The 23221-nt window shown below is 33.7% G+C and carries 28 protein-coding genes; 25 read left to right on the forward strand and 3 right to left on the reverse strand.

Annotated features, from left to right (window positions below; genetic code table 11):
• Window positions 1-108: 108 nt before the first annotated feature.
• Window positions 109-771: a DUF3841 domain-containing protein gene (locus VF726_RS20195; RefSeq protein WP_440171528.1), complete on the reverse strand. Its 663-nt coding sequence runs from the start codon at window positions 769-771 to the stop codon at window positions 109-111.
• Between the two features lie 158 nt (window positions 772-929).
• Window positions 930-1757: a peptidoglycan-N-acetylglucosamine deacetylase gene (locus VF726_RS20200; protein WP_440171530.1), complete on the reverse strand. Its 828-nt coding sequence runs from the start codon at window positions 1755-1757 to the stop codon at window positions 930-932.
• Window positions 1758-1973: 216 nt separating this feature from the next.
• On the opposite strand from VF726_RS20200, the gene VF726_RS20205 reads away from it, so the two are divergent.
• The 9 genes from VF726_RS20205 (at window position 1974) to VF726_RS20245 (ending at window position 8696) form a co-directional block, all read left to right on the forward strand.
• Window positions 1974-2234: a hypothetical protein gene (locus VF726_RS20205; RefSeq protein WP_440171532.1), complete on the forward strand. Its 261-nt coding sequence runs from the start codon at window positions 1974-1976 to the stop codon at window positions 2232-2234.
• Window positions 2235-2919: 685 nt separating this feature from the next.
• Window positions 2920-3741: a hypothetical protein gene (locus VF726_RS20210; protein WP_440171534.1), complete on the forward strand. Its 822-nt coding sequence runs from the start codon at window positions 2920-2922 to the stop codon at window positions 3739-3741.
• Between the two features lie 205 nt (window positions 3742-3946).
• Window positions 3947-4336, forward strand: a complete 390-nt coding sequence (locus VF726_RS20215) for a VOC family protein (protein WP_440171536.1) — start codon at window positions 3947-3949, stop codon at window positions 4334-4336.
• 150 nt (window positions 4337-4486) lie between these two features.
• A complete protein-coding gene (locus tag VF726_RS20220; RefSeq protein ID WP_440171538.1) occupies window positions 4487-5434 on the forward strand; it encodes a PLP-dependent cysteine synthase family protein in 948 nt (315 codons plus the stop codon).
• A 239-nt stretch (window positions 5435-5673) separates the two neighbouring features.
• Window positions 5674-6357 (forward strand): DNA alkylation repair protein, encoded by a 684-nt coding sequence (locus tag VF726_RS20225; RefSeq protein WP_440171540.1) that lies wholly within the window; start codon window positions 5674-5676, stop codon window positions 6355-6357.
• 16 nt (window positions 6358-6373) lie between these two features.
• On the forward strand, window positions 6374-7075 hold the full coding sequence (locus VF726_RS20230) for a nucleotidyltransferase domain-containing protein (protein WP_440171542.1): 702 nt from the start codon (window positions 6374-6376) through the stop codon (window positions 7073-7075).
• Window positions 7076-7090: 15 nt separating this feature from the next.
• A complete protein-coding gene (locus VF726_RS20235; protein ID WP_440171544.1) occupies window positions 7091-7636 on the forward strand; it encodes a GNAT family N-acetyltransferase in 546 nt (181 codons plus the stop codon).
• A gap of 34 nt (window positions 7637-7670) precedes the next feature.
• Window positions 7671-8171, forward strand: a complete 501-nt coding sequence (locus tag VF726_RS20240; protein WP_440171546.1) for an N-acetyltransferase family protein — start codon at window positions 7671-7673, stop codon at window positions 8169-8171.
• A gap of 15 nt (window positions 8172-8186) precedes the next feature.
• Window positions 8187-8696 (forward strand): DinB family protein, encoded by a 510-nt coding sequence (locus tag VF726_RS20245; protein WP_440171548.1) that lies wholly within the window; start codon window positions 8187-8189, stop codon window positions 8694-8696.
• A 59-nt stretch (window positions 8697-8755) separates the two neighbouring features.
• Here VF726_RS20245 and VF726_RS20250 read toward each other — a convergent pair whose 3' ends face one another.
• Window positions 8756-9226: a hypothetical protein gene (locus VF726_RS20250; protein WP_440172059.1), complete on the reverse strand. Its 471-nt coding sequence runs from the start codon at window positions 9224-9226 to the stop codon at window positions 8756-8758.
• Between the two features lie 274 nt (window positions 9227-9500).
• Between VF726_RS20250 and VF726_RS20255 the strand changes: the two genes are divergently transcribed.
• From VF726_RS20255 to ssuD, 16 genes are all read left to right on the forward strand, one after another.
• The gene (locus VF726_RS20255) at window positions 9501-10439 is read left to right on the forward strand and encodes a DMT family transporter (protein WP_440171550.1); all 939 of its coding nucleotides are present in this window, start codon (window positions 9501-9503) and stop codon (window positions 10437-10439) included.
• Window positions 10440-10494: 55 nt separating this feature from the next.
• On the forward strand, window positions 10495-10902 hold the full coding sequence (locus tag VF726_RS20260) for a GNAT family N-acetyltransferase (RefSeq protein WP_440171552.1): 408 nt from the start codon (window positions 10495-10497) through the stop codon (window positions 10900-10902).
• 73 nt (window positions 10903-10975) lie between these two features.
• Window positions 10976-11587: a hypothetical protein gene (locus VF726_RS20265; protein ID WP_440171554.1), complete on the forward strand. Its 612-nt coding sequence runs from the start codon at window positions 10976-10978 to the stop codon at window positions 11585-11587.
• A gap of 20 nt (window positions 11588-11607) precedes the next feature.
• Window positions 11608-12855 (forward strand): glutathionylspermidine synthase family protein, encoded by a 1248-nt coding sequence (locus VF726_RS20270; RefSeq protein WP_440171556.1) that lies wholly within the window; start codon window positions 11608-11610, stop codon window positions 12853-12855.
• Between the two features lie 214 nt (window positions 12856-13069).
• The gene (aacC, locus tag VF726_RS20275) at window positions 13070-13870 is read left to right on the forward strand and encodes a BA2930 family N-acetyltransferase (protein ID WP_440172061.1); all 801 of its coding nucleotides are present in this window, start codon (window positions 13070-13072) and stop codon (window positions 13868-13870) included.
• Window positions 13871-13882: 12 nt separating this feature from the next.
• Complete coding sequence (locus VF726_RS20280; protein WP_440171558.1) at window positions 13883-14572, forward strand: phosphopantothenoylcysteine decarboxylase domain-containing protein; 690 nt, start codon at window positions 13883-13885, stop codon at window positions 14570-14572.
• 137 nt (window positions 14573-14709) lie between these two features.
• Window positions 14710-15183 (forward strand): tetratricopeptide repeat protein, encoded by a 474-nt coding sequence (locus tag VF726_RS20285; protein WP_440023806.1) that lies wholly within the window; start codon window positions 14710-14712, stop codon window positions 15181-15183.
• Window positions 15184-15195: 12 nt separating this feature from the next.
• Complete coding sequence (locus VF726_RS20290) at window positions 15196-16245, forward strand: hypothetical protein (protein ID WP_440171560.1); 1050 nt, start codon at window positions 15196-15198, stop codon at window positions 16243-16245.
• On the forward strand, window positions 16238-16732 hold the full coding sequence (locus VF726_RS20295; protein ID WP_440171562.1) for an NUDIX hydrolase: 495 nt from the start codon (window positions 16238-16240) through the stop codon (window positions 16730-16732). The genes VF726_RS20290 and VF726_RS20295 overlap by 8 nt, the downstream gene beginning before the upstream one ends.
• Window positions 16733-16835: 103 nt before the next feature.
• A complete protein-coding gene (locus VF726_RS20300; protein WP_242252896.1) occupies window positions 16836-17345 on the forward strand; it encodes a DUF402 domain-containing protein in 510 nt (169 codons plus the stop codon).
• 208 nt (window positions 17346-17553) lie between these two features.
• Window positions 17554-18144, forward strand: a complete 591-nt coding sequence (locus VF726_RS20305) for a TetR/AcrR family transcriptional regulator (RefSeq protein WP_063221543.1) — start codon at window positions 17554-17556, stop codon at window positions 18142-18144.
• Complete coding sequence (locus VF726_RS20310; protein WP_440171565.1) at window positions 18141-18869, forward strand: hypothetical protein; 729 nt, start codon at window positions 18141-18143, stop codon at window positions 18867-18869. Before VF726_RS20305 ends, VF726_RS20310 begins: the two co-directional genes overlap by 4 nt.
• A 227-nt stretch (window positions 18870-19096) precedes the next feature.
• Entirely contained in the window at window positions 19097-19852 is a 756-nt protein-coding gene (locus VF726_RS20315) for an ABC transporter ATP-binding protein (RefSeq protein WP_440171567.1), read from the forward strand.
• An 18-nt stretch (window positions 19853-19870) separates the two neighbouring features.
• Window positions 19871-20857: an aliphatic sulfonate ABC transporter substrate-binding protein gene (locus tag VF726_RS20320; protein ID WP_440171569.1), complete on the forward strand. Its 987-nt coding sequence runs from the start codon at window positions 19871-19873 to the stop codon at window positions 20855-20857.
• A 16-nt stretch (window positions 20858-20873) separates the two neighbouring features.
• The gene (locus VF726_RS20325; protein ID WP_440171571.1) at window positions 20874-21722 is read left to right on the forward strand and encodes an ABC transporter permease; all 849 of its coding nucleotides are present in this window, start codon (window positions 20874-20876) and stop codon (window positions 21720-21722) included.
• 229 nt (window positions 21723-21951) lie between these two features.
• Complete coding sequence (gene ssuD, locus VF726_RS20330; protein ID WP_440171573.1) at window positions 21952-23064, forward strand: FMNH2-dependent alkanesulfonate monooxygenase; 1113 nt, start codon at window positions 21952-21954, stop codon at window positions 23062-23064.
• Window positions 23065-23221 lie beyond the last annotated feature (157 nt).

Raw genomic sequence — 23221 nt, forward strand, 5'->3', positions numbered from 1 at the left:
ATATCCCCCCTTAAGAGTAATATGTGCTAAAGTGTTGATAATATAAAAAATAGGATTGAATTTGTATATTCAATCCATAATTTCTTACTGAATTTTGATAAATCTGTTTTAATTTCGTATAAGTCGCTTTTGCACTCTTTTTTGCTTTTCGTTTCTTTTTCTTAATTTTCGATTCATCTTTTTAATACGATTTTCTTTTCTACTATGCCAGTTATCACTTCTGATTGTATGAATAGATGCATCTTCCTTAGCACGAAAACGCCTTACTTTTTTTACGAAGGAAAGGGGGATTTTGCCGATAACACCTTGTTTTTCTAACGAATCCTCTTTATCTAGACACCAATCAGGATGAGATAATAAATAGTCGAAATCAAATATTATCCCGTATTTTTTATCCATATATGTATACCATTCATCTAAAGTACACTTATTTTTTGTATGTAAATATGTTGAGCCATCAGTCATAGCACAGCACCAATAGTCAAAATAGCTCCATAGTACCCATTCTTTTGGTACGTCTAGTGTTAAAATTACCATTTTTGAAGTTTTTCTACCCCAAGCTGTATGATTTCGATTTGGATAATTAGTTGCTTCCCAGACCCAAATAGGATAGTTCCCTTCGTAATGAGGCAATCTTGTTTTAGCAACGCGTACCATCCAGTCATATGAATATATATCGTCTGAATCGATGAATTCTTTATTACCTTCTAAATAACTAAGTTTCTTAAATTGCTTCCAAGCTTCTTCAGTTTGTACTGTATATACGATCATATGGCACCTACTTATTTAAACTAGATTATAGTATAGCATGTGATCTTTAATTTGTATTGATATTAGAGAAGGGGGAGTTTGAGTCGAATATACGCGGAGTAATTCCCGAAACGATAAAAAGACTTGATTCCCGGATAAAGGAAATCAAGTCTTTTTCATTACATACGATTATCGTGCCAGAAGTTTAATGGGAAGTGTTCATTCTCGCTATAGGCTTCTAATTCATATCCTTTTTCTTTCAGCCCTTTAATAATACCAGGTACTGCTTTTACGGATTGTGGATGAATGTCGTGCATAAGGATAACTTCTGTTGGCTTGTTTGCACCATTGATAACGTTTTCTACAATTTTAGCTGATGCAGCGTCAACATGCATTTTGTTATATCTCCAGTCTAATGAATCAATTGTCCAATCCCAAACTTTTAGCCCATTCTCAACAACTTTGTTACGAAGCGCTTCGTTTAATCCTGGCATTGAACCGTAAGATGGACGAGTTAATACTGGCGATTTACCTAGAACACCAGCAATTAAGCCTTGATCTTCTTTCATTTCATCTACGTAATGACCTTCTGTGTAAAGCTTCTTGTAGTTATGAGTCATACTGTGCATCCCAACATAGTGGCCTTCAGCATCTTCACGCTTTACAAGATCCGGGAATGCTTTTACGTTTGAACCAATTAGGAAAAATGTTGCTTTTGCATTTTCTTTCTTTAACATATCTAAAAGCTCAGCTGTGTATTTTCCAGGACCATCATCAAATGTTAAGTAAGCGACTTTTCTAACTTGCCCGTTATATTGTTTTGGAGCTTCTTTCGGTGCAAGAGACGATTGAATTTCACTTACAAGTTGAACAGATTTTGCTTCATCTTCTGTACTTGCGAGAGCAGTATGTGTTGATCCTAAAGTCGCTTCGTATGTAAATAATACCCCCGCGCAAATCAACATAGCCCTTTTCACTAAAGTTGTCATTCGAATTCCATTGTGCATAATTTTCCTTCTCTCTATAAAAGTTCTACTCTACTATATTAGCAATTATAAGTAGGTAATTGCAAAAAAACTTTTTACAAGCGCAAAAAAGTTTGTCCAAAAGTATGCAAGATTTTAAAGGAATGGTCTTTTTAAAGAAACGTCATAAAAAATTGGATAAATTGAATTATGAATTGGAAACAATACAAGAGATATTAATTTTAGGAGGTGCTTTAATTGAATTATAAAAAAATGCTTTCAATATGTATGACAAGCATATGTACAGTAGGATTATTAATTGGGTGTAATCCAGCTCCAAAAGACGAAAAGGAGCCAGATCCAACGGAGGAACCTTCTGAACAAAGACAGGAGGAAAAAAATGAAAAACAAGATCCTGCTAATGAAAAAAATAATGAGTTAAACAAAAAGGATGAACAAGAACCAGATCCAACAGAAGAGCCATCTGAGGAACAAAAGAAGAAAAAAGAAAATGAGTAGGTGTAGTTTAATGAAATATGTAGCGTGATTTTGTAACAAAGAATATTTTCTAAAATATACAACCACTTTTCTTACTTTATAAAAAGTGGTTGTATAAAATTACATATGCATTTAAATCTTTCATGGATATAACTTTTGTCTTAAGGCTACTTTTTAATTCATGTAGTTTGTGATGTTTACTTTCTCTAAAATGAATCCTGAAATCAATATTCATTTCTCATTACAAACTCTTCAATCATCAAATTAAATTCACCCGATAGTTTTATCAACAAACTTTATGTTGCTACTGCTTTCTGTATTACATACTTCGTACAGTATAATTACAATTTTTATTATACTCTCTCCTTAATTTTAATCTACTATCCCCCTGATGTGTATTAGTAAGTATTATAGTGATAAAGTTGTAACAAAATCTTTCAATTGCTTCATTTATTTTATGAGGATTTGCTCTTTCTTTTAACGATTAAAGGGTTAAGTATATTAGAAAGTTTTAATATATTTAAAACTCTATTTTCTTGGAAGCAGTAAATAAAAAATTAAAGAAATTAGACTAAAGTGTTAAAAGGAAGGGGCTAATCATACTTTCGTATTACTTCATTTTCATTCCAATTATTGATTCGAATATTTTTGTTTGCTATTAAAATATTGGTATAAGAACAATTAAGTTTAAAAAGGGAGTGGGAATATGGTTAATTATATTTGCACTACATGTGGAGTACAGTATCCCGAAAATAAAGAAGCACCTTCCCGTTGTAATATTTGCAATGATGAAAGGCAATATGTGAATCCAATTGGACAGTCATGGACAACATTAGAAACAATGCAAAATAGCAATTTATACAAAAATGAAATAATAAAAGAAGAAAGTGGTTTGTATAGCATTACTACAAAACCTAAATTTGCAATTGGACAAACAGCATTTTTAATACAAAGTAAAACTCTAAATGTTATGTGGGATTGCATTAGTTATTTGGATGATAAAACGATTCAGAGTATATATGATTTAGGCAGTATTCAAGCAATAGCACTTTCTCATCCACATTATTACTCTACACAAGTAAAGTGGGCGGAAATATTCAATGTACCTATCTATATTCATGAAGATGATAAAGAGTGGGTGGTTCACTCGAGTAAACAAATTAAATTTTGGTCTGGGGAACATTTGATATTATCGGAAGAACTTACATTGCATCGCTTAGGAGGCCATTTTAAGGGCGGGACTGTTATGCATTGGAAAGACGGTAACGAAGGGAAAGGAATTTTGTTATCAGGTGATATTATACAAGTCGTTTCCGATCAAAAATGGGTAAGTTTTATGTATAGTTATCCAAACCTCATCCCATTACCAGCGAATAAAGTTAGAGATATGGCAGAGAAAGTAAAAGATATCCAGTTTAGTCGACTATATAATGCTTTCCATGGTGTGGTGGAAGATGCGAATAAGACTGTGCAAAGATCTGCTCATCGGTATATAAAGGCCCTACAAGGAGACCTTTTTCATACGTAATAAAATATAAGGAAGAACTATTTATTTCATCTCATTATTTATATAACTATTTTTATATAAATTTAATACTAAAGTCCTACTATTTATAAACTAATAGGCCTTTTAACTTAGGCAGTTCTCACACTAATGAGGGATGTGGAAGGAAATATATGTAACCTATAATGATTACTATAAAGCTTTGGAAAATGAAAAGGAGGAGATTTGCATGAAGAATTGGGTTCAATTTAGAATTGCAAGACCAACAGATAAATTTGAAGAAGTTATAAGTTTTTATGAGACGGGGTTAGGGTTAAAGCGTATAGGAGAATTTCACAATCATGAAGGATATGATGGGGTTATGTTTGGATTACCGGATGCCGAGTATCATTTGGAGTTTACAACGCACGTTAATGGAAGTCCATGTCCTGCACCGACAAAAGATAATTTACTAGTTTTTTATATGCCTAATAAAGATGAAATTGAAAAAATAGTGAATCGATTAAGTGATATGGGCTATCATGAGGTGGAACCAGAAAATCCGTATTGGATAGAGAAAGGGACCACAATAGAGGATCCAGATAGTTGGAGAATTGTGTTTATGAATGCATTTGAATAAAGAAGCTCTTTTCGTATGTATTGGAGTGTAACAAAATGATTGAGTCAAAACTCCCTACAGCATTTGTAGGGAGTTTTTTAAGAGAGTTATTAAAATGTCGAAAGTATTTTGGCTAAAAATAAATATGATTTATGCAGGAGGTATACAAGTATGACATTAAAGCATTTTAATGAGTTTGCTAAAAATGTTGGGAATACACCTCTCATTAAATTAGAATGTGAAGAAACGAAGGATCTTTCTATTTATGCTAAATGTGAATGGCACAACCCAACAGGATCGATTAAGGATAGAGCCGCGCTTGGAATGATTAATAAATATTTACGAGAAGCGGACAAAAAACAACCTATTTTAGAGTATAGCGGTGGAAGCTTAGCGAGATCAATTGGCTATATTTGTTATTATTTAGGACTTCAATGCACGTTAGTTTTAAGTTCTGGAACTGGTAAATCACTACTAAATGAACTTAAACATTATGGAGCTAACGTGATTTTAGTTGATAAATGTATGGGTTTTTACGCAGTAATTGAAAAGACAATTGAGATTAGCAAACAACAACCAGAGTTATACTTTTTATTCCAACATTATAATAATGCAAATCTATTAAGTCATATAGAAGGAACAGGACGAGAAATTATTACACAAATGAATGGAAAACCCATACACGCATGGGTAGCATCTGCTGGTACTGGTGGAACTCTAATGGGGGTCTATAAAGCAGTAAAGAATTATACAAAAAAAGTTGAGCTACATTTAGTAATGCCTGCTGAATTGCCTTATGGTTCCGGACAACCACCAAATGATTTAAAGAAATATGCTGGATCAGGTGGGTTCGGCCTAGGAAGGAAACAACATTTCATAGAACAGGAAGACAATTTGATAGAAAAACAATGGACATATTCATATGAAGAAACCTTGTATGAAATGGCACGTTTTTATAATGAAACTGGTATGAAAATAGGAACGTCTACAGCGGCGAATTTATTAGCTGCTAAACAAATTGGAAAAGAAAAAGGTGCGAATTTTAATGTAATTACAGTTTTTCCGGATGCTGGGTCTATAGAAGAGTGGTCAGATGTAAAGAATTTACAACAAACATAGAGAAAATCAAACCAATAAAAGTTCTATCATATTCTATTTCTTACACTATGAAAAATTGATGAAATGAAACCTGTATATGTAAAATGTACAGGTTTTTCGTGTTTATCCTAGTTATCTGTAGTAACTAGAAAATTTCACATACCGTATTTAAAAAATAAATATAGGAAAACCAAAAAGTAATGTAGAATATATCGTACATACATATATGAAGTCAACATAAAAGAAAAAGAGGTGGGCATATGTTACTTGAAGAAGTAATGCAGCAACTAGAGGAATATGGAACAGAACAAAATCGTAAAACGTATAAAAATCACGGAGCGAAAGAGCCACTATTTGGGGTTAGTTTTGCCAATTTAAAAGTGTTAAAAAAGAAGATTAAAAAAGATCATGATTTAGCAACTTTATTATGGGAAACAAAAAATATGGATGCAATGACTTTAGCAACGATGATTTTAGATCCGAAGAAAGTTACGACAGAACAGCTAAATAAATGGGTACAGGAAGTGGATTATTATTGTTTAATGGACGTTTTGATGAATGCTATTTGTACGTCGCCAATTGCGATAGAAAGAATGGAAGAGTGGACAAAGTCTGATGATGAATGGATTGGACGAGCAGGCTGGTCTTTATTAGCAAATATAGCGATTAAAAATAAAACGTTACAGGATGATTTCTTCTCTCCTTATCTAGAAGAGATTAAAGTAAATATACATAATGAAAAAAATAGAAAAAAAGAAGCGATGAATAGTGCTTTAATTGCGATAGGAATTCGTAATGAAGAATTAGAGAGAAAAGCGATTGAAATGGCACGTGAAATTGGAAAAGTGCAGGTTGATCACGGGGCAACATCTTGCAAAACACCAGACGCAGAGCCGTATATAAAAAAAGCGAGAGAAAGAGCTGAAAAAAAGAAAGTGAAATAAGAAAAGGGGAACGGCTATGGAACCAAAGGAAACGGCACAAAGCATCATTACATCACGATTTCCGAATTGTGATGTAGCTTTCCTGGGAGGAAGCGTTGTACGAGGGGAAGCGACAAAAACATCTGATCTGGACATTGTAATAATAGATCGTAGTTTGTCATCTTGCTATAGAGAATCTTTCTATAGTAATGGATGGCCAGCCGAAGTGTTTGTACATAATTTTGAAACGTATAAAACCTTTTTTAAAATGGATTGTGATCGCGGAAGACCTTCGTTACCACAATTAGTTTCAGAGGGAATTGTATTAAAAGGTGAAATCGAAATTGTTGAGAAATTAAAAAGAGAAGCAAATAATTTACTAAATAAAGGACCAGCTAAATGGACTGAAGAAACAATGAAGCAGAAGCGGTATTTTATTACAGATACTTTGGATGATTTTATTGGTGCATCAAAAAGAGAAGAAGAATTATTTATCGCGAATTTATTAGCTGATTTATTACATGAATATGTATTAAGGGTAAATGGTAAATGGCTTGGAAGTTCAAAATGGTTTATAAGAGTACTTAGAAAATATGATGAACAATATGCAGATCAATTTGTAGCGGCGTTTGATCATTTTTATACAACGGGAGAGAAAAGAAACTTAATTACTTTTGTAGAAAAAACGCTAGAACAGTATGGAGGGAGAATGTTCGAAGGGTTTTCTATAGGAAAATAAAAAGGGGATAGCAAAGTGAATGTACCATTCGTTCAATTAAGAGAACTGACACTAAATGATGTAGAAAATCGATATCAATGGTCACTAGACAGAAAAGTAACGAAACATTTAGTTGTACCAGATCGATATCCACCGTTCACTCGTGAAGATACGAAAAAATGGATTGAAGCATGTATAAATCGAAAAAATGGTTATGAACAAAGAGCTATCATTGCAGAGAACGGCATACATATTGGATGGGTAGATCTTAAAAACTTTGATAAAACAAATAGAAATGCAGAATTGGGAATCGCGATTGGTAATAAAGAGTACTGGGGCAAAGGATATGGAATAGCGGCCCTATATAGTATGTTACATCTAGCATTCTTTGAATTTGAATTAGAAAAAGTTTGGCTACGTGTAGATGAAGATAATTTTCAAGCTAGAAAGAGTTATGAAAATGCTGGTTTTGTTTGTGAAGGACTAATGAGAAATGATCGATTACGTCAAGGAAAGTTCATTCATCGTTATCGCTATAGTATATTAAGAGAAGAATACGAATCTTTAAATAGTAGTTTATAAAAATGTTATGTTAACTTGAAGGGGCTGGAGAACTATGATCCGATTACTTACGAAAGAAGATGCAAAACAATATTGGGATTTACGTTTAGAAGCATTACAAGTAAATCCGGAGGCATTTGTAACAACTTATGAAGAGGCGATTCGCCAGGAGAATCCTATTAAGCGAGTGGAAAGTAATTTAACAGCTACTACTAGCTGTACATTCGGAGCTTTTAATGAGGATTATCAATTAGTTGGTGTTGTCACTTTACTAACAGAAGAGAAAGAGGCGTATAAACATAAAGGTCATATCGTTGCGATGTATGTAGATGCGAGTAATCGAAGAAGTGGCCTTGCGCGTGAGTTAATATGTAAAGCAATTGAAAGAGCAAGAGAACTAAACTTGGAACAATTGACATTAGGTGTTGTGTCCACAAACGAGCCAACAAAAAAGTTGTATGAATCAATAGGCTTTCAAACGTATGGAATTGAAAAAAGAGCATTAAAAATGAACGGTGTATATAGTGACGATGAATATATGGTGTTGTTTTTGTAAGAAAGGGAGTTTAGTATGAAAGATCTCCATTTAGAAAAAAATATGAACCCGCAAGTGGCAATTTTGTATGCGACGGTTACGGATACATATAAACGATTGCAAAAGTTAGTAGAATGTATTGATGAGAAAGAATTGTCTTTTAAAGGATCAGAAAATAATGAAAATAGTATCGGACAACTACTTCAACATTTAGCAGTTGTTGATCTACATTGGGTGTATCGCTTAAAGGGAGAAGCAGTTCCACTCGCACTTGAAAATAAATACGGACTTATGTTAAATGAAGTAGGAGAACTGCCAAGTTTAAGAAAACAGACGTTGCAACAATTAATGCAAGATTATGAAGCGGTGCATCATATGTTTTATGAGGAATGCATGAAACTAACAGAATATGATTTAACACGAGAAATTTTTTATGAAAAGGGAGAAAATGCGACTATAAGATGGGGGATATGGCATATAGCAGATCATAATCGGTACCATCAAGCTCATATTAGTCGGTTGAGAAAATTGTACAAAGAATATTAACTACATATAATGTAAATGTGAAAAACTCCCCGTAATTAATAGATTAGGGGGAGTTCATTTTAAATTGGCTTTTTTTTCTTTTCTTCCCAAGTTAACATCAAATTTTTATGGAAGTCTTTTGGTTGCGCCATTAAATACCAGTAAATTATATGCGCAATTGTAGGCTGCCATTTTTTATGGCGTATTCTTATATTTTCGTGATGCGTATAGTGAGTGGAAATTACAGTCGCTTTTGTGTCTGGGAAACCGCTATATACAATATCTTCTATCTCATACCAATAAACTTTATTCCCATCTAAATCAATTATAATACCTTCATCATCCCAATAAAAACCGGTATTTTCTCTTCTTTTTTTCAAAAGATAAAAACCATAATATATAAAAATGCCTGGGATGATTAAAATTAGAATTCCAAGGGAGAAAAATTCATCTATTAAAGCTAAAATACAAATAAATAGAAAAGAAAGCCCTGCAGCTAACATCAATAAGGTGAATACCATGGAAATTTTATATGTTTTCAATATGATCACATCCAAATAACTAATTTATTTCTAAAGCCAAAACTCTTCATCTGTACGATATGCACTGATCAATATGCATATAGCAGATATGAAATGCATACACATCTCGATTAGTGGAATCCATGAAACGAATGATGTAGCAATTTCTCCTGATTTTATTTTAATATATTGTATAATAAATAAAAACACTATTATTTTTATAAATTAATATGCTGTTAAAAAACTTTGCATTCGAATAGATTGAGCGTTATTTAATAAAAAAACTATTATAAGGGGTTTTATAATGAAAGCTATTGCAGTAGGGATATTGGCATCATTTTTCTTTGCCTTTACCTTCGTTTTAAACCGGGCGATGGACTTAGAAGGTGGAAGCTGGATTTGGAGTGCATCATTACGGTACTACTTTATGGTTCCGATGCTCTTACTTATTGTCATGTATAGAGGTAACTTAAAGCAACTCTTTCAATATATGAAAAATAATCCGAAAGAATGGATAGTGTGGAGTATCGTTGGATTTGGCCTCTTCTATGCACCACTTAGTTTTGCCGGAGCTTTTGGACCTGGTTGGCTCGTTGCATCAACATGGCAAATTACAATCGTTGCAGGAATTTTGTTAACACCATTTTTTGCAGTTGATCCATTACATAAAAAACTTCCAATGAAGGAATTAATTATGTCAGGTATTATTTTATGCGGTGTTGTACTCATGCAAGTAGAACATGCTTCTTCATTAGGAATTCGTGAAACCGTTTTATGTGTAGTTCCTGTAATTATTGCAGCGTTTGCTTATCCACTTGGAAACCGAAAAATGATGCAAGTTTGTAAAGGGGAACTAGATGTATTTCAGCGAGTTCTTGGTATGACATTAGCAAGTTTACCATTTTGGTTTTTACTATCTGGTTATGAAGTATCAACAAGCGGGCTACCGTCAAGTAGCCAAGTTTTCCAATGTTTTATTGTAGCAGTGAGTTCTGGTTTAATCGCGACAGTATTATTCTTCTTTGCAACAGATCTTGTAAAAGATGATCCACAAAAACTAGCAACAGTAGAAGCAACACAATCCGGTGAAGTTTTATTTGCGTTAGTAGGAGAGCTCATCTTACTATCTGCGCCAATTCCGTCATCTTTATCTTGGGTTGGTATGAGTCTTGTTATTGTTGGAATGATACTACATAGTTATGTAGCGGTCGTTGTGAAGAAAGAAGAAAAAATAACGGCGTAATGAGATTAGCTCTTTTTATAAAGAGCTAGTCTTTTTTATGGAAAGGGATGTAGAAATGAATTTGAAACGCGTGGAACAAATTGAGAAAGATCCAATATTAAATGTGCTACAGTATGCAATTGGTCCAAGTGAAACTAGCTTAAAGAAAGCAGTTTTATTTTATGGAAGGAATAAAGGGACTTTTTATAAATTTGAAGAAAAAGCTTGTATAGGTATTGAAATAATCGGAGTAAATAAAGCAAGAATATGTCATATAGCAGTCGTTCCACAATATCGTTATAAAGGAATTGCGTTGCAAATGATAAAGGAAGTATTAAGAACGCACCAATTGACTTATCTTGAGGCAGAGACAGACGATGAGGCAGTAGGATTTTATAAAAAAATCGGTTTTCAGGTTAAAAGTTTAGGGGGAAAATATCCGGGAGTTGAAAATATGCAAATATACATGTTGAGTATAGTTTGAAAAAGATAATAATTACATTATATAATATAAGTAACTGGAAAAATATAGATAAAAGAAATTAGGTGTATAACACATGAGAATGGATAAAAGTAAATTTATAAAAATTGCTACTTCAATAGGGGTGTCATCTTTTTTATTAACGGGCTGTGGCGATTATGAAGAAGAAACGGCCCAGAAAGAAAGTACTGCTGTTAAAACAGATGGTGGAAAACAAGGTAATGAACAAGAAACATTAAATTGTGACGATAAAACTCCTACTAATGAAAATGTAGAAAATGATGAGTTATGTAAGGAAATGAATCCGTCATTTTCATCGTATAATGAAAATTCACATTTACCAATACTTCCATTCGTAGCAGGATATTTACTAGCAAGCAGAACTACAAATATGAATTATACAGTAAAACCAAATATAATGAAGAAACCATATGCAAATAATATTATTCCATATCGTGAAAAAGACCAAAGTAGAACTGGTGGCAGCGGTGGTGGAGGGTACTACGGCGGAACTAACAGTAACAACAATAATTCTTCCAATAAAGTAGATTTAAATAAACAACAGCCGAGTACATCAAATAAAGTGACGCCAGATACAAATACGCCGAAATCATCTACGACTCAAACTCCGAAAGTGAATTCTGGTTCCAGTGGAATTGGGAATGCAAAAGCGCCGGCGGGATCATAACACGAAAGGATAATAGGATCATGTATACAGAACAAGAGCAGAAAGAGTATATGAAAGTATGGTTTTCACTTGCAGAAGAGGCTGGTCGGAATGGATTTACATGGCCGAGTCTTTTAGAGAAGGAAGAATGGAATCAATATATGGCAACGGGTATGTATCGTATGCCAGTAAAAACTTATACTGCTATTTCAAAAGCAACAGAGGAAATTATGTATGTGTTATATAGAACGTATCAATATATTGTCAATACGACAGAAGATTTTCAAAAACTAGGATTTCCAGCTGAAACGTGGGAAATTGTGAGAATGAAACATATTGGTTTGTTTTCATATTTTACAAGGTTTGACTTTATCGTAAATGGTGAAGATATAAAGTTAATAGAAGTAAATTGTGATACACCAACAGGTTATTTAGAGCCGTCTGTCGCAAATGAAGTGTTATGTCGTTATCATGATGTAAATCACCCCAATCATATAGAAGAGCATATTGTTCAGGCATGGGAACAAATTAAACATGACTATAATATACGTCCTGAAGAGAAGATATATTTTACTAGTTATGATTGGCACGATGAAGATCATCAAACAGTTCAATTTTTAAGAAGCTATTGCTTAGATCAATTAACCGACTATATAGGTATACAAGATATCGTCGTTGCAGATGATGGTATATATACGCCAAATGGTGAACGAATCTATTATTTATATAGACTATATCCAATCGAATATTTAGTTTCAGATACCGATAAAAATGGGAAAAGAATTGGACTTCAGTTTTTAGATCATATAGCGCAAGGAAGAGTGAAAATCATAAATCCGCCTGTAGCTTTTCTTATGCAAAATAAAAGTGTACTCGCGTTAATTTGGCAACTTTACGAAGATGGAGTCTTCTTTGAGGAAGAAGAGCGAGGAATTATAGAGAAATACTTCTTACCAACATATTTTACAAATAAACCGTTTATAGAAAGAAATGAATCATATGTTTCTAAACCTTTATATGGCCGTGAAGGCGGAGGAGTATCTATATACGAAAATGATGAGCTTTTAGCAGAAGATAAAACAGCGTATTATTTTGAACAGCGGAAAATATATCAGCAATACATAGAAATGCCTGACTATACAATTGATACATGGGATGGTCCGTATACCGGTAAACTATTAATTGGTTCACACTGTATTAGCGGGAGAGCCGCAGGGTTATTTTTACGAGTAGGTGAAAAAATAACGGGAAACTTATCGATGTTTACAGGTGTTACAATAGAAGGATAAAGGATACAAAGAGCTCATCATTTTTGATGGGTTCTTTCGTTTACAGAGTGTTTTTATTGTTTTGATGTAACGCCTATATTGTTCTTTTCGTTATATAAAATCAATATATTACTATTTTAATGTGTTGATAAAAATGATTAAGTTAAAAATTAAGAAAAATATGATAATATATGTATGTAGTAGTTTAATACAAAATGGGGGAACAATCGTGAAAATGAATGACATAGTGGCAAGTACGCCATTGCCAAATACAATTAAAACAATTACAAATGATTTAAGAAAATTAGGGTTAGAAAAAGGAATGACAGTGATTGTACATTCTTCGCTAAGTTCTATAGGCTGGGTATCAGGCGGAGCAGTTGCGGTAGTAGAGGCATTAATGAAAGTCATTACAGAAGAGGGAACCATTATTATGCCAACGCAATCTTCGGATTTATCTGATCCGAAACATTGGTCAAGACCACCTGTACCTGAAGAGTGGTGGCAAATTATTCGGGATAACGTACCAGCATTTGAGCCACATATAACTCCAACAAGAGCAATGGGGAAGGTAGTTGAATGTTTTCGTACATATCCGAATGTAGTACGTAGCAACCATCCATTAGGAAGTTTTGCGGCATGGGGAAAACGTGCAGAAGAAATAACGATGAATCAATCACTATCAATGAGTTTAGGAGAAGAGTCTCCATTAAGAAAAATATACGATTTAGACGGATACATATTATTAATTGGTGTTGGATATGACTCTAATACGTCTGTACATTTATCTGAAGTACGTTCTGGTGCATGTGAGTTAATAAAAGTAGGGGCGCCTATAATAGAAAATGGTGAAAGAGTATGGAAAGAGTTTATTGATATGGATTACGATTCTGATAAGTTTATAGAAATTGGTGTAGCGTTTGAACAAAAGGGAACTGTAACAAATGGGAAAATAGGAAACGCAAAGTGTCGTCTTATGAAACAGCGTGATATAGTTGACTTTGGAACAGAATGGTTTCGTAAGAAAAATAAGTAAGGGATGGTTACAATGAAGGGGAAAAAGGTATTAATTACAAGTGGTGGTTGTTTAGAAAAATGGGATCAAGTACGTGGTCATACGAATATGGCAAAAGGAACAATCGGAAGAATAATCGCCGAACAGCTTATCAGTAAAGGGGCACATGTTATTTATTTACACGGTTATTTCGCTGAGAAACCGAACGATATAAATAATCAATTGGAATTACACCCATTTGAAGGAATTGTTGATTTACAAGATAAAATGAAGAGTATAATTACGCATGAAAAGGTTGATGCGGTCATAATGGCAGCGGCTGGATCAGATTGGATTGTAGACAAAATTTGTGATCAAGAGGGCAATGTTCTTGATATGAATGGAAAAATCTCAAGTGATATAGCGCCAATTATACATTTTCAAAAGGCACCGAAAGTATTAAAGCAAATAAAACAGTGGGATCCAGAAACGGTACTTGTTGGCTTTAAGCTTGAAAGTGATGTAAATGAAGAAGAACTGTTCGAAAGAGCGAAAAATAGAATGCAGGAAGCGAAGGCGAGTGTAATGATTGCGAATTCACCACATTCTTTATATTCACGCGGAGCGGTGCACTACGTAATTGGACAAGACGGTAAAGGGAAGTTATGTAATGGGAAAGATGAAACAGCGAAAGAAATTGTCAAAAGGTTAGAAGTACTTTGTAATCACATTACTGTTTTATAATTTTTAGTATTTGGATAAGAATGAATCCGCATAATATATATAGGTAAGTGAAACTTTAATTTATGGGAATTTAACTTTTACACGAACGTTAACCATTCAAGATGGATACATAGCATAATTGGTGAGGAGTGGATTCTATGGAACATTTATTAAAGCAAGCTATTAAACTAAGAAACGAAAAGAAATATGCGCAATCCAGAGAGATACTTATTGGGCTAACAAACTTTACGAGGGATGCAGAAGTGCTATTTCAATGCGCCTGGATACATGATGTAATGGGACTTGAAACAGAGGCAGTGCCGTATTATGAACAGGCAATTGTAAATGGACTTGATGGTGAGTCACTTTGCGATGCATATATCGGTCTTGGCAGTACATATCGTTGTATAGGTGAATATGACAAAGCAATTACAGTTTTAGAAACGGGTTTGCAGCAGTTTCCGGATAATGACGTGATGAAGGTGTTTCTCTCTTTAGCAAAATATAACGTAAACGAACATGAAACTGCAATGAAATTATTACTTGAAACAGTCGTAAAAGCAGAGGAAGTAAAAGAATTTGAACGTGCCATTTCATTTTATAAAGACCATTTAAACGAGGTTTTTAAATAAGAGGGTGAATGTATGAATTTCGCATTATCACGAAGGCGAAAAGGTATTTGGTTTGGACTAATATCTTTCATCTTGTTATCAAACTATTTATTGTATGCTCTTCCAATTGTACCAGCTGCTCCGAAAGAAGTAGTGCTTGGTTCTTTGTTAGATTGTATGTTTGTAATTCCGGTCATTACGTATTTCTTTATTATTCGAAAAAGATACTCGTTAACGTATATATTCCCTGTCGTAATAGCTGGTTATATATTTGCAAGATTTATTATTCCAAGCGACTATTTACAAGCTTTTTCATACGTTTCTTATATTATAGTTGCAGGAGAAATTGCTTTTGTATGTTTAGAGTTATTCCTTCTATATAAAATTGTTAGAAAGCTTCCTAACATAATAAAAAAATATAAAGAATATAAAAGGGAGTATTCTTCATTTTCTTATGCAATTGATGCTGCGTTTGACGACACTATGAAAAGAAATAAATTAATAGATATCATTGTAACAGAGTGTAAGTTAATTTATTATGCATTTTTATCGTGGCGTGAAAAAGTGCCAGAAGGTGAAGGTGTATACTCATACCATAAAAAGACTGGTGCAATAGGTGTATATATCATGATCATCCATGCAACCTTAATAGAAAGTATCGGTTTTCATTATTTGCTTCATCAATGGAATCCAGTAATAGCATGGATTTTACTTATTTTAAACGTGTATGCAATGTTTTATTTTTTAGCTGAAATACAAGCAATGCGAAAAAATCCAATTATTGTTGCGGAAGAAAAGATTATCATTCAAATTGGATTAGGAAAGAAAATTATTATACCATTTAAACAAATTGATAAAATTACGTTTTATAAAGGAGAACTTTTAAAGAAAGAGAAAGAGGTTCTTGATGCAACCGTGATGGAATTTATAAAGGAACCTCCAACATTTGAAATAACACTAAAAGAGTCAGTGAAGGCGCAATTGTTATATGGATTTTCTAAAACAGTAAGTCGTGTTCACTTAAATGTTGATGAGGAACGGAAGTTTTATGATGCGGTGATGGAGAATTTGAAACATGAATAATGTTACTAATTTTCATCGTACGTTTGGTGTGTACGGCATTTGTATCGAAAACAATCACATATTAATAATCGATAAAATGAAAGGTCCATATAGAAATCGGTATGATCTACCTGGTGGTAGTCTAGAAGATGGGGAATCATTATTAGCTGGACTTCATAGAGAGATTAAAGAAGAGACTGGTCTAAAGGTAACAGTAGTAAAACAAATAGGTACAATTGATTTTCAAATTCCATCAAAGTTCAAGGAGTACACATATGTACATCATATCGCAGTTTTCTACGATGTTGAAAACTGCGAATGTGAATTCGTAGTACCGGAACAATTTGAAGAACAAGATTCATTAGGAGCTAGATGGATTCCTATCGAAAGCATTACAGAAGACAATTCATCTCCGCTTGTATGTAGTGCAGTAGAGTGGCTGAAAACAAATGAGCTTCCATTAGAAGTGAAAAAATATGAAACATGGTCAGTGAAAAACTCCTTCTAAAATAAGAAGGAGTTTTTATTGTGTATTTGGAGACCAAACACTTCTTTATGACTATATAAATGGATATAATTAAGATTAGAAATAGCATAAGGGGAAACAAAGAATGAATAAATTACTAACACTTAAAAGTAAAATTGTAGAAAGAAAAATCAGGTATGACTCGACCGTAGTAGATCACACTTGCTTATTACTTGAAAAGCAGTTGCAAAGTATCGTGTTATTTCATGAGGTTCAGTATTCATTTACAATGACTACACATAGTACGAGTTTAACAATCCCAAAAGGAAGTTACACCATTGCATACTACTGGGAAGATCGTCCGTACAATTTATACATATGGAGAGATCAAAATGGAATGTATTTAGGCTCTTATTTTAATGTTGTAAAAAATACGCAAATAACAGACGAACTAGTTTCATTTGAAGACTTAATTATTGATATTTTGGTACTTCCAAGCGGAGAATATTTTATTTTAGATGAAGATGAGTTACCTGAGCCTTTAGAGGGTTTTGAGGGTGGCTATGTGAATGAAGCTCTTTATGTATTAGAGGAAATAATTCAAAAGACGCTTCCTCAAATGATTGTAGAGACAGAAATGGTGAGGTTAAACTAAAGTGAAATTGATTTGAAAAGAAAATATGTGTTTAATGAAATTGAGTAGTCTTAAGTTATATGATCTAACTTTTTTGATAAGTCTAAGGTTAGATGTATATTTCTTGGGATTACTCTTTTTTGTGGAAACGAATATTGACTGAATATAGTTCAGTCGTTTATGATTGAATCAGATTCAGTCGCAGAGAAAACATACTAGGAGATGACGTATGAAAAGAATATCAAAAGAACCAGATATAAGAAGGCAAGAGTTAATGGATATTGGATTTGAACTATATATGAAAAATGGTATGAAAGGATTTGGCATAAAAGATGTTGTGAATCATGCTGGTGTAGCAACGGGCTTATTTTATTATTACTTCAAGTCTAAAGAGAATTTTGTTGATGAAGTATTAAATGATTTTATTGTGAAAAATATGAAGTTAATTGAAGAAATACTTATTTCTAATGAACGATCTGTCATGCAAAAGATGAAAGATTCTCTAAATATATTTTGGACATTTATCGAAAAATTAGCACCTTATAAAAATGTGAGTTCGTTTCAGACGGAACAACATTTTCAACTGGAACAGAAATTATTTACGCGAATGCAGCCATTAATTCGACAAGTGATTGAAGAAGGGGTAAAAACAGGGGTTTTTAATACTGTTAACTCATTATTAGCTTCAGGATTTATTTTATACGGTCTTAGTAGTATTGCCCATTCAGACGCGAATTTGAATTTAGATACGAAGCAAGAAATGGTTAATTTAGTATTAAATACACTACGATACGATCAAAGAGAAGGAGAATGTATATGAAGATTATAATTGATGGAAACAATATTTCGAATGAACAACTTACAAAGTGGAAAAGAGAACGTATTAAAAAAGTTTTAAATACATTAGGACATAAAGAACTGGAATTAAATGATACAGACGTTATGATAAAAAAACTAACGGAACTAAAGTTAAATTATTCATCCAATGAAATGTATGATAAGTTAAAATATAAACTTAAATTAAGTGAAATGGGTATGCGTATTTGTACTGTTTTATCTGGCGATAGACGAAAATTTTCAAAAACAAGTATCTATTTAGATGGGATTACAGCAGAAGAAGCGATAAATGGAATTGATAGTTTTATGCTTGAACAATCAAGTGAAAATCATCAAGTGAATTTATCAGCTTGTCCTGATCACTATGTATTAAGACCCTTTGGGCAAAATGAATTAGAGGTTATCGAAACTACTGGTAATTCTCCGTTTCCAGTTCGATTTTTTATTGTTTTTGGTGACGAAACGGGATTGAAGACACCTAGAGACAAGTCTTATCAATACCAATCAACAGGTGTTGCACGTATGAAAGACGGTACTACTATTGGTGGAGTTCGACATCAATTCAAAGATACAGACACTGGTATAGAAGTAAGTCTAGTTGTAGAGTTCCCAGCACTTTGTCCTAATAGTCTTATTAAATCGCATCAAATGCATTTGGCATGTGAGTTTTCTTATTGGTTACAGTGGATTAAGGACCATAAAAAATAATTTTCAAATAAACAACAGTCAAGATGTTTAAACAAATCATACGTATGTTTTAACAAAACCGAGTTGACTTATCGGAAAAGTTTGTATAATATGTACTTAATTCCATTACGTATTGCTGATTGGAGAAACCAAAGGCATTTTATCTATTGATAAAATGCCTTTGGTTTTTTTATTGCATAAATACTGAATCTGTTCATTTAGATGAATCATTTCAAGGAGGGGGAAAAGTGACTGTATCAATTGATGGAGTATCAAAATATTTTTCGAAACAAACTCGTACTGTTCAAGTATTAGAGAATATTAATTTTCAATTAGAGAAAGGGGATTTTGTTACAGTAATTGGTCCAAGTGGTTGCGGAAAAAGTACACTATTAAAAATTATTGCAGGTTTAGACAGCGATTTTGAAGGAGAAATCATTATTGACGGAGAGCGTATAACAAAACCGAGTAAGAAGCAAGGATTTATATTTCAAGAGCATCGCTTGTTTCCATGGTTAACAGTTGAAGAAAATATTGCTGCAGATTTGTCGTTAAAAGATAAGTATGTGAAAGATAAGGTGAGAGAATGGGTTGAAATCGTTCGGTTAGATGGCTTTGAAAAATCGTATCCGAAAGAAATTTCAGGCGGGATGTCACAACGTGTTGCGATAGCGAGAGCGTTATTAAGAGATCCGAATGTATTATTACTTGATGAACCTTTTGGAGCGCTGGATGCTTTTACTCGAAGTCATTTGCAAGAAGTACTTTTAAATATTTGGGAGCAGAAGAAAACGACAATGATATTTGTTACTCATGATATAGACGAAGCGATATATCTTTCAAACCGAATTATTATCATGAGTGCAAAGCCTGGAAAAATACATAAAGTGATTGAAAATAATTTACCTTATCCACGTAGTAAAACTTCGGAATTATTCCAAGAAATTCGCACGAAAGTATTACAGCAGTTTGAACACGGGGGACTGATTCAAACGAGTATATAGGAAAAGGGTGGATTATATATGTATAAAAAAGGTAAAGTTCTTTCTTTTGCATTAGCTATATCTATATTTTTATTAGGGTGTGAAAAAAACACAGCAAGTAGTAAGAAAGAAGATGTAACAATTCAAATTGGTATACAGCAAGGGTTAAGCCCACTATTATTAGCACAGAAAAAAGGATGGTTTGAAGAGGAATTTAAAAAAGAAGGAGTTAAAGTGAAATGGACAGAGTTTCAAAGCGGACCTCCCTATTTTGAAGCGATCGCATCAAATCGATTAGACTTTGGCGAAGTTGGAAACTCCCCGGTTATTTCAGCGCAAGCGGCTGGTATTGAATTTACCGAAATTGCTAATACAAGTTATGCGAGGAAAGGAACAGGAATTCTTGTGGAAAAAGATAGCAAGATTACGAGCGTAAAAGATTTAAAAGGTAAAAAAATTGCCGTAGCAAAAGGAAGTAGCGCATTTAATTTATTGTATCGAGCATTAGAAAAAGAAGGTATCAATGCGAAAGATGTAAATGTCATTCAACTGCAACCAGATGAAGCGCAGCCCGCATTTGAATCAGGATCAGTAGATGCATGGGCCATTTGGGATCCGTTCATTTCACTACATACGTTAAATAAAGGAGCTAAGGTTATTGCAGATGGTGAACGATTAAATGTTTCTTCACCAGAGTTTTTAATTGCAAGAACAAAATTTGCAAAAGAACATCCAGAATTAGTTGAGAAGTTTCTCAAGGTTTATGAAAAAGCTCGTGTATGGCAAGAGTCAAACTTAGATGAAGCAATAAAAATATATACTTCTGCAAAGAAAATAGATGCTGAAATTGTAAAAGAAGTGTTTAATCATGACAAACCAATTTTAGTTCCAGTAACGAAAGAAATAATAGCAGAACAGCAAAAGACAGCGGATTTTCAATATAAGCTTGGTTCTATAAAGAAAGAAATTAAGACGGAAAAAGTTGTAGATAATTCTTTCGTAGAAAAAGCATTGAAAGCGAAGTGAAAAGAGGTTTTGTAAAGTGGAAAATACGAAAGCTGTTATTAAACCAGCGAGTATAACGATTGAGAAAACCAGCGTCAAGAAGGTGCGAAAGTTAAATGTAAAAGTTTTAGTAAGGGCGATTACTATACCAGTTATTATATTAATAATTTGGCAGTTGGCTGGCGTATTGGGTCTTGTTTCTAAAACAGTTTTACCAACACCAGTAGATATTTTTCTAGCTTTCCAAGAGCTTATTAAAACAGGAGAGTTATTCGGCCATCTAAGTATTAGTGTATTCAGGGCTGCGGCTGGTTTCTTTATCGGCGGAAGTTTAGGAATTATTTTAGGAACGATTGTTGGATTTTCAACGAGAAGTGAACAATATTTAGATCCATCTGTGCAAATGTTAAGAACTGTACCTCATTTAGCTGTGGCACCACTTTTCGTATTATGGTTCGGTTTTGGAGAAACATCGAAAGTGTTATTAATTGCAGATGGTGCATTTTTTCCTTTATACGTAAACGCATTTTTAGGTATTAGAGGTGTGGATTCAAAGTTATTTGATGTTGCGAGAGTGTTTGAGTTTAGAAAAAGAAAATTAATTACAAAACTAATTTTACCAGCTGCATTGCCTAACCTTTTACTAGGAGCAAGGTTATCCTTAGGTGTTGCATGGGTGAGTTTAGTAGTAGCAGAACTTATGGGATCTACAGAAGGTATTGGCTATATGATTATGGATGCAAGGCAATTTTCAAATACAGATATTGTATTTGTCGGTATTATTATTTTTGCGTTCGTTGGGAAGTTTTCTGATTCACTCGTACGTTTACTAGAAGTGAAGTTTTTAAGATGGAGAGATAATTTTAAAGGAGAGACAGGGGATTAACATATAAAGTGAAACTTTAATCAGTGGGGTTTTCTTCATCCCCACTGATAATTAGTTGAACCAATCAGGCCTGTATAGGCAGTTGAACTCCCACCTAAATTCTTTGCTTTCGCTGAATTTTGAGGTGGGGATCTTACTGCCCGCAAATAGCAGGGTAAATTATTAGGGGTAATTTATATAAAGTGTTTTAGTGGATTTTTCACAAAATAATTAAGGGGTGTGTAATAGTATGGAATTGTTATGGTTTATTCCAGCTTATGGAGATGGTCGATATTTAGGAACGACAAAAAGAGGAAGAGCAGCTGAATATGGTTATTATAAACAAGTTGCACAGGCAGCCGATTATTTAGGATTTACGGGTGTGTTACTTCCAACGGGGCAAGGTTGTGAAGATCCATGGGTATTAGCGTCGGCACTTGCTGCTGAAACAGAGAAATTAAAATTTTTAGTAGCAGTTAGACCAGGACTAATGTCACCGACAGTTGCAGCGAGGATGGCATCGACATTTGATAGAATCTCAGATGGAAGACTACTTATTAATGTAGTAGCTGGAGGAGATCCGGTCGAATTGCAAGGTGATGGATTGTATCTGGAACATGATGAAAGATATGAAGCAGCGGATGAATTTTTAAAAGTTTGGAAAGCTACGCTGCAAGGAGAAAGTATTTCTTTAGAAGGAAAACATATTAAAGTTACAGATAGTAAAGTCGTGTTCCCACCAGTTCAAACACCGTATCCACCAATTTATTTTGGCGGATCGTCAGCTGCAGGTAAAGAAGTTGCAGCTGAACATAGTGATGTATATTTAACGTGGGGCGAACCACCAGAGCAAGTGAAAGAGAAAATAGAAGAAGTAAGAAAACTTGCAGAAGAAAAGGGGCGTAACGTACGATTTGGTATTAGGTTACATGTAATTGTACGAGAAACAGAGGAAGAAGCATGGGAAGAGGCTGAAAAGTTAATTCAATATGTAGATAATGAAACAATAGAGCTTGCTCAAAAAACATTTGCGAGATATGATTCAGTCGGTCAAAAACGGATGACACATTTAAGTAAAGGTTCGAGAGAGTCGTTAGAAATAAGTCCTAACTTATGGGCTGGCATTGGGCTTGTAAGAGGTGGTGCAGGTACTGCCCTTGTAGGTGATCCGCATACGGTAGCAGAAAGAATAAAAGAATATGAAGCATTAGGAATTGATACGTTTGTTTTATCAGGATATCCTCATTTAGAAGAAGCATATGAAGTGGCAGAACTGTTATTTCCTTTATTAAAAGAAGAAAAGAAACAAGGGAATAAAATTGTTGGTGAAATGATAGCTGATGCATATGCATTAAAAAAATAGTGAGAAATAAAGTTCAACTAATCGGGTATTAACAGACAATTCCACCTATGTTTTGCTCCATTTTGTTTACTGCCTGTTAATACGGGATAGAAAACCCGCAAGTATTTCACTTGCGGGTTTTCATCGTAAACTATTAGAAAATATGGTAAAATTAAAT

The organism is Bacillus sp. Brlt_9 (assembly GCF_051948935.1).
Taxonomy (GTDB): Bacteria; Bacillota; Bacilli; order Bacillales; family Bacillaceae_G; genus Bacillus_A.

What these genes read in the sequence shown, in the direction of transcription:
- VF726_RS20195 (WP_440171528.1), bottom strand. Translation starts at nt 771, where the DNA reads ATGATCGTATATACAGTACAAACTGAAGAAGCTTGGAAGCAATTTAAG.
- VF726_RS20200 (WP_440171530.1), bottom strand. Translation starts at nt 1,757, where the DNA reads ATGCACAATGGAATTCGAATGACAACTTTAGTGAAAAGGGCTATGTTG.
- VF726_RS20210 (WP_440171534.1), top strand. Translation starts at nt 2,920, where the DNA reads ATGGTTAATTATATTTGCACTACATGTGGAGTACAGTATCCCGAAAAT.
- VF726_RS20215 (WP_440171536.1), top strand. Translation starts at nt 3,947, where the DNA reads ATGAAGAATTGGGTTCAATTTAGAATTGCAAGACCAACAGATAAATTT.
- VF726_RS20220 (WP_440171538.1), top strand. Translation starts at nt 4,487, where the DNA reads ATGACATTAAAGCATTTTAATGAGTTTGCTAAAAATGTTGGGAATACA.
- VF726_RS20225 (WP_440171540.1), top strand. Translation starts at nt 5,674, where the DNA reads ATGTTACTTGAAGAAGTAATGCAGCAACTAGAGGAATATGGAACAGAA.
- VF726_RS20230 (WP_440171542.1), top strand. Translation starts at nt 6,374, where the DNA reads ATGGAACCAAAGGAAACGGCACAAAGCATCATTACATCACGATTTCCG.
- VF726_RS20240 (WP_440171546.1), top strand. Translation starts at nt 7,671, where the DNA reads ATGATCCGATTACTTACGAAAGAAGATGCAAAACAATATTGGGATTTA.
- VF726_RS20245 (WP_440171548.1), top strand. Translation starts at nt 8,187, where the DNA reads ATGAAAGATCTCCATTTAGAAAAAAATATGAACCCGCAAGTGGCAATT.
- VF726_RS20255 (WP_440171550.1), top strand. Translation starts at nt 9,501, where the DNA reads ATGAAAGCTATTGCAGTAGGGATATTGGCATCATTTTTCTTTGCCTTT.
- VF726_RS20260 (WP_440171552.1), top strand. Translation starts at nt 10,495, where the DNA reads ATGAATTTGAAACGCGTGGAACAAATTGAGAAAGATCCAATATTAAAT.
- VF726_RS20265 (WP_440171554.1), top strand. Translation starts at nt 10,976, where the DNA reads ATGAGAATGGATAAAAGTAAATTTATAAAAATTGCTACTTCAATAGGG.
- VF726_RS20270 (WP_440171556.1), top strand. Translation starts at nt 11,608, where the DNA reads ATGTATACAGAACAAGAGCAGAAAGAGTATATGAAAGTATGGTTTTCA.
- aacC (WP_440172061.1), top strand. Translation starts at nt 13,070, where the DNA reads ATGAATGACATAGTGGCAAGTACGCCATTGCCAAATACAATTAAAACA.
- VF726_RS20280 (WP_440171558.1), top strand. Translation starts at nt 13,883, where the DNA reads ATGAAGGGGAAAAAGGTATTAATTACAAGTGGTGGTTGTTTAGAAAAA.
- VF726_RS20285 (WP_440023806.1), top strand. Translation starts at nt 14,710, where the DNA reads ATGGAACATTTATTAAAGCAAGCTATTAAACTAAGAAACGAAAAGAAA.
- VF726_RS20290 (WP_440171560.1), top strand. Translation starts at nt 15,196, where the DNA reads ATGAATTTCGCATTATCACGAAGGCGAAAAGGTATTTGGTTTGGACTA.
- VF726_RS20295 (WP_440171562.1), top strand. Translation starts at nt 16,238, where the DNA reads ATGAATAATGTTACTAATTTTCATCGTACGTTTGGTGTGTACGGCATT.
- VF726_RS20300 (WP_242252896.1), top strand. Translation starts at nt 16,836, where the DNA reads ATGAATAAATTACTAACACTTAAAAGTAAAATTGTAGAAAGAAAAATC.
- VF726_RS20305 (WP_063221543.1), top strand. Translation starts at nt 17,554, where the DNA reads ATGAAAAGAATATCAAAAGAACCAGATATAAGAAGGCAAGAGTTAATG.
- VF726_RS20310 (WP_440171565.1), top strand. Translation starts at nt 18,141, where the DNA reads ATGAAGATTATAATTGATGGAAACAATATTTCGAATGAACAACTTACA.
- VF726_RS20320 (WP_440171569.1), top strand. Translation starts at nt 19,871, where the DNA reads ATGTATAAAAAAGGTAAAGTTCTTTCTTTTGCATTAGCTATATCTATA.
- ssuD (WP_440171573.1), top strand. Translation starts at nt 21,952, where the DNA reads ATGGAATTGTTATGGTTTATTCCAGCTTATGGAGATGGTCGATATTTA.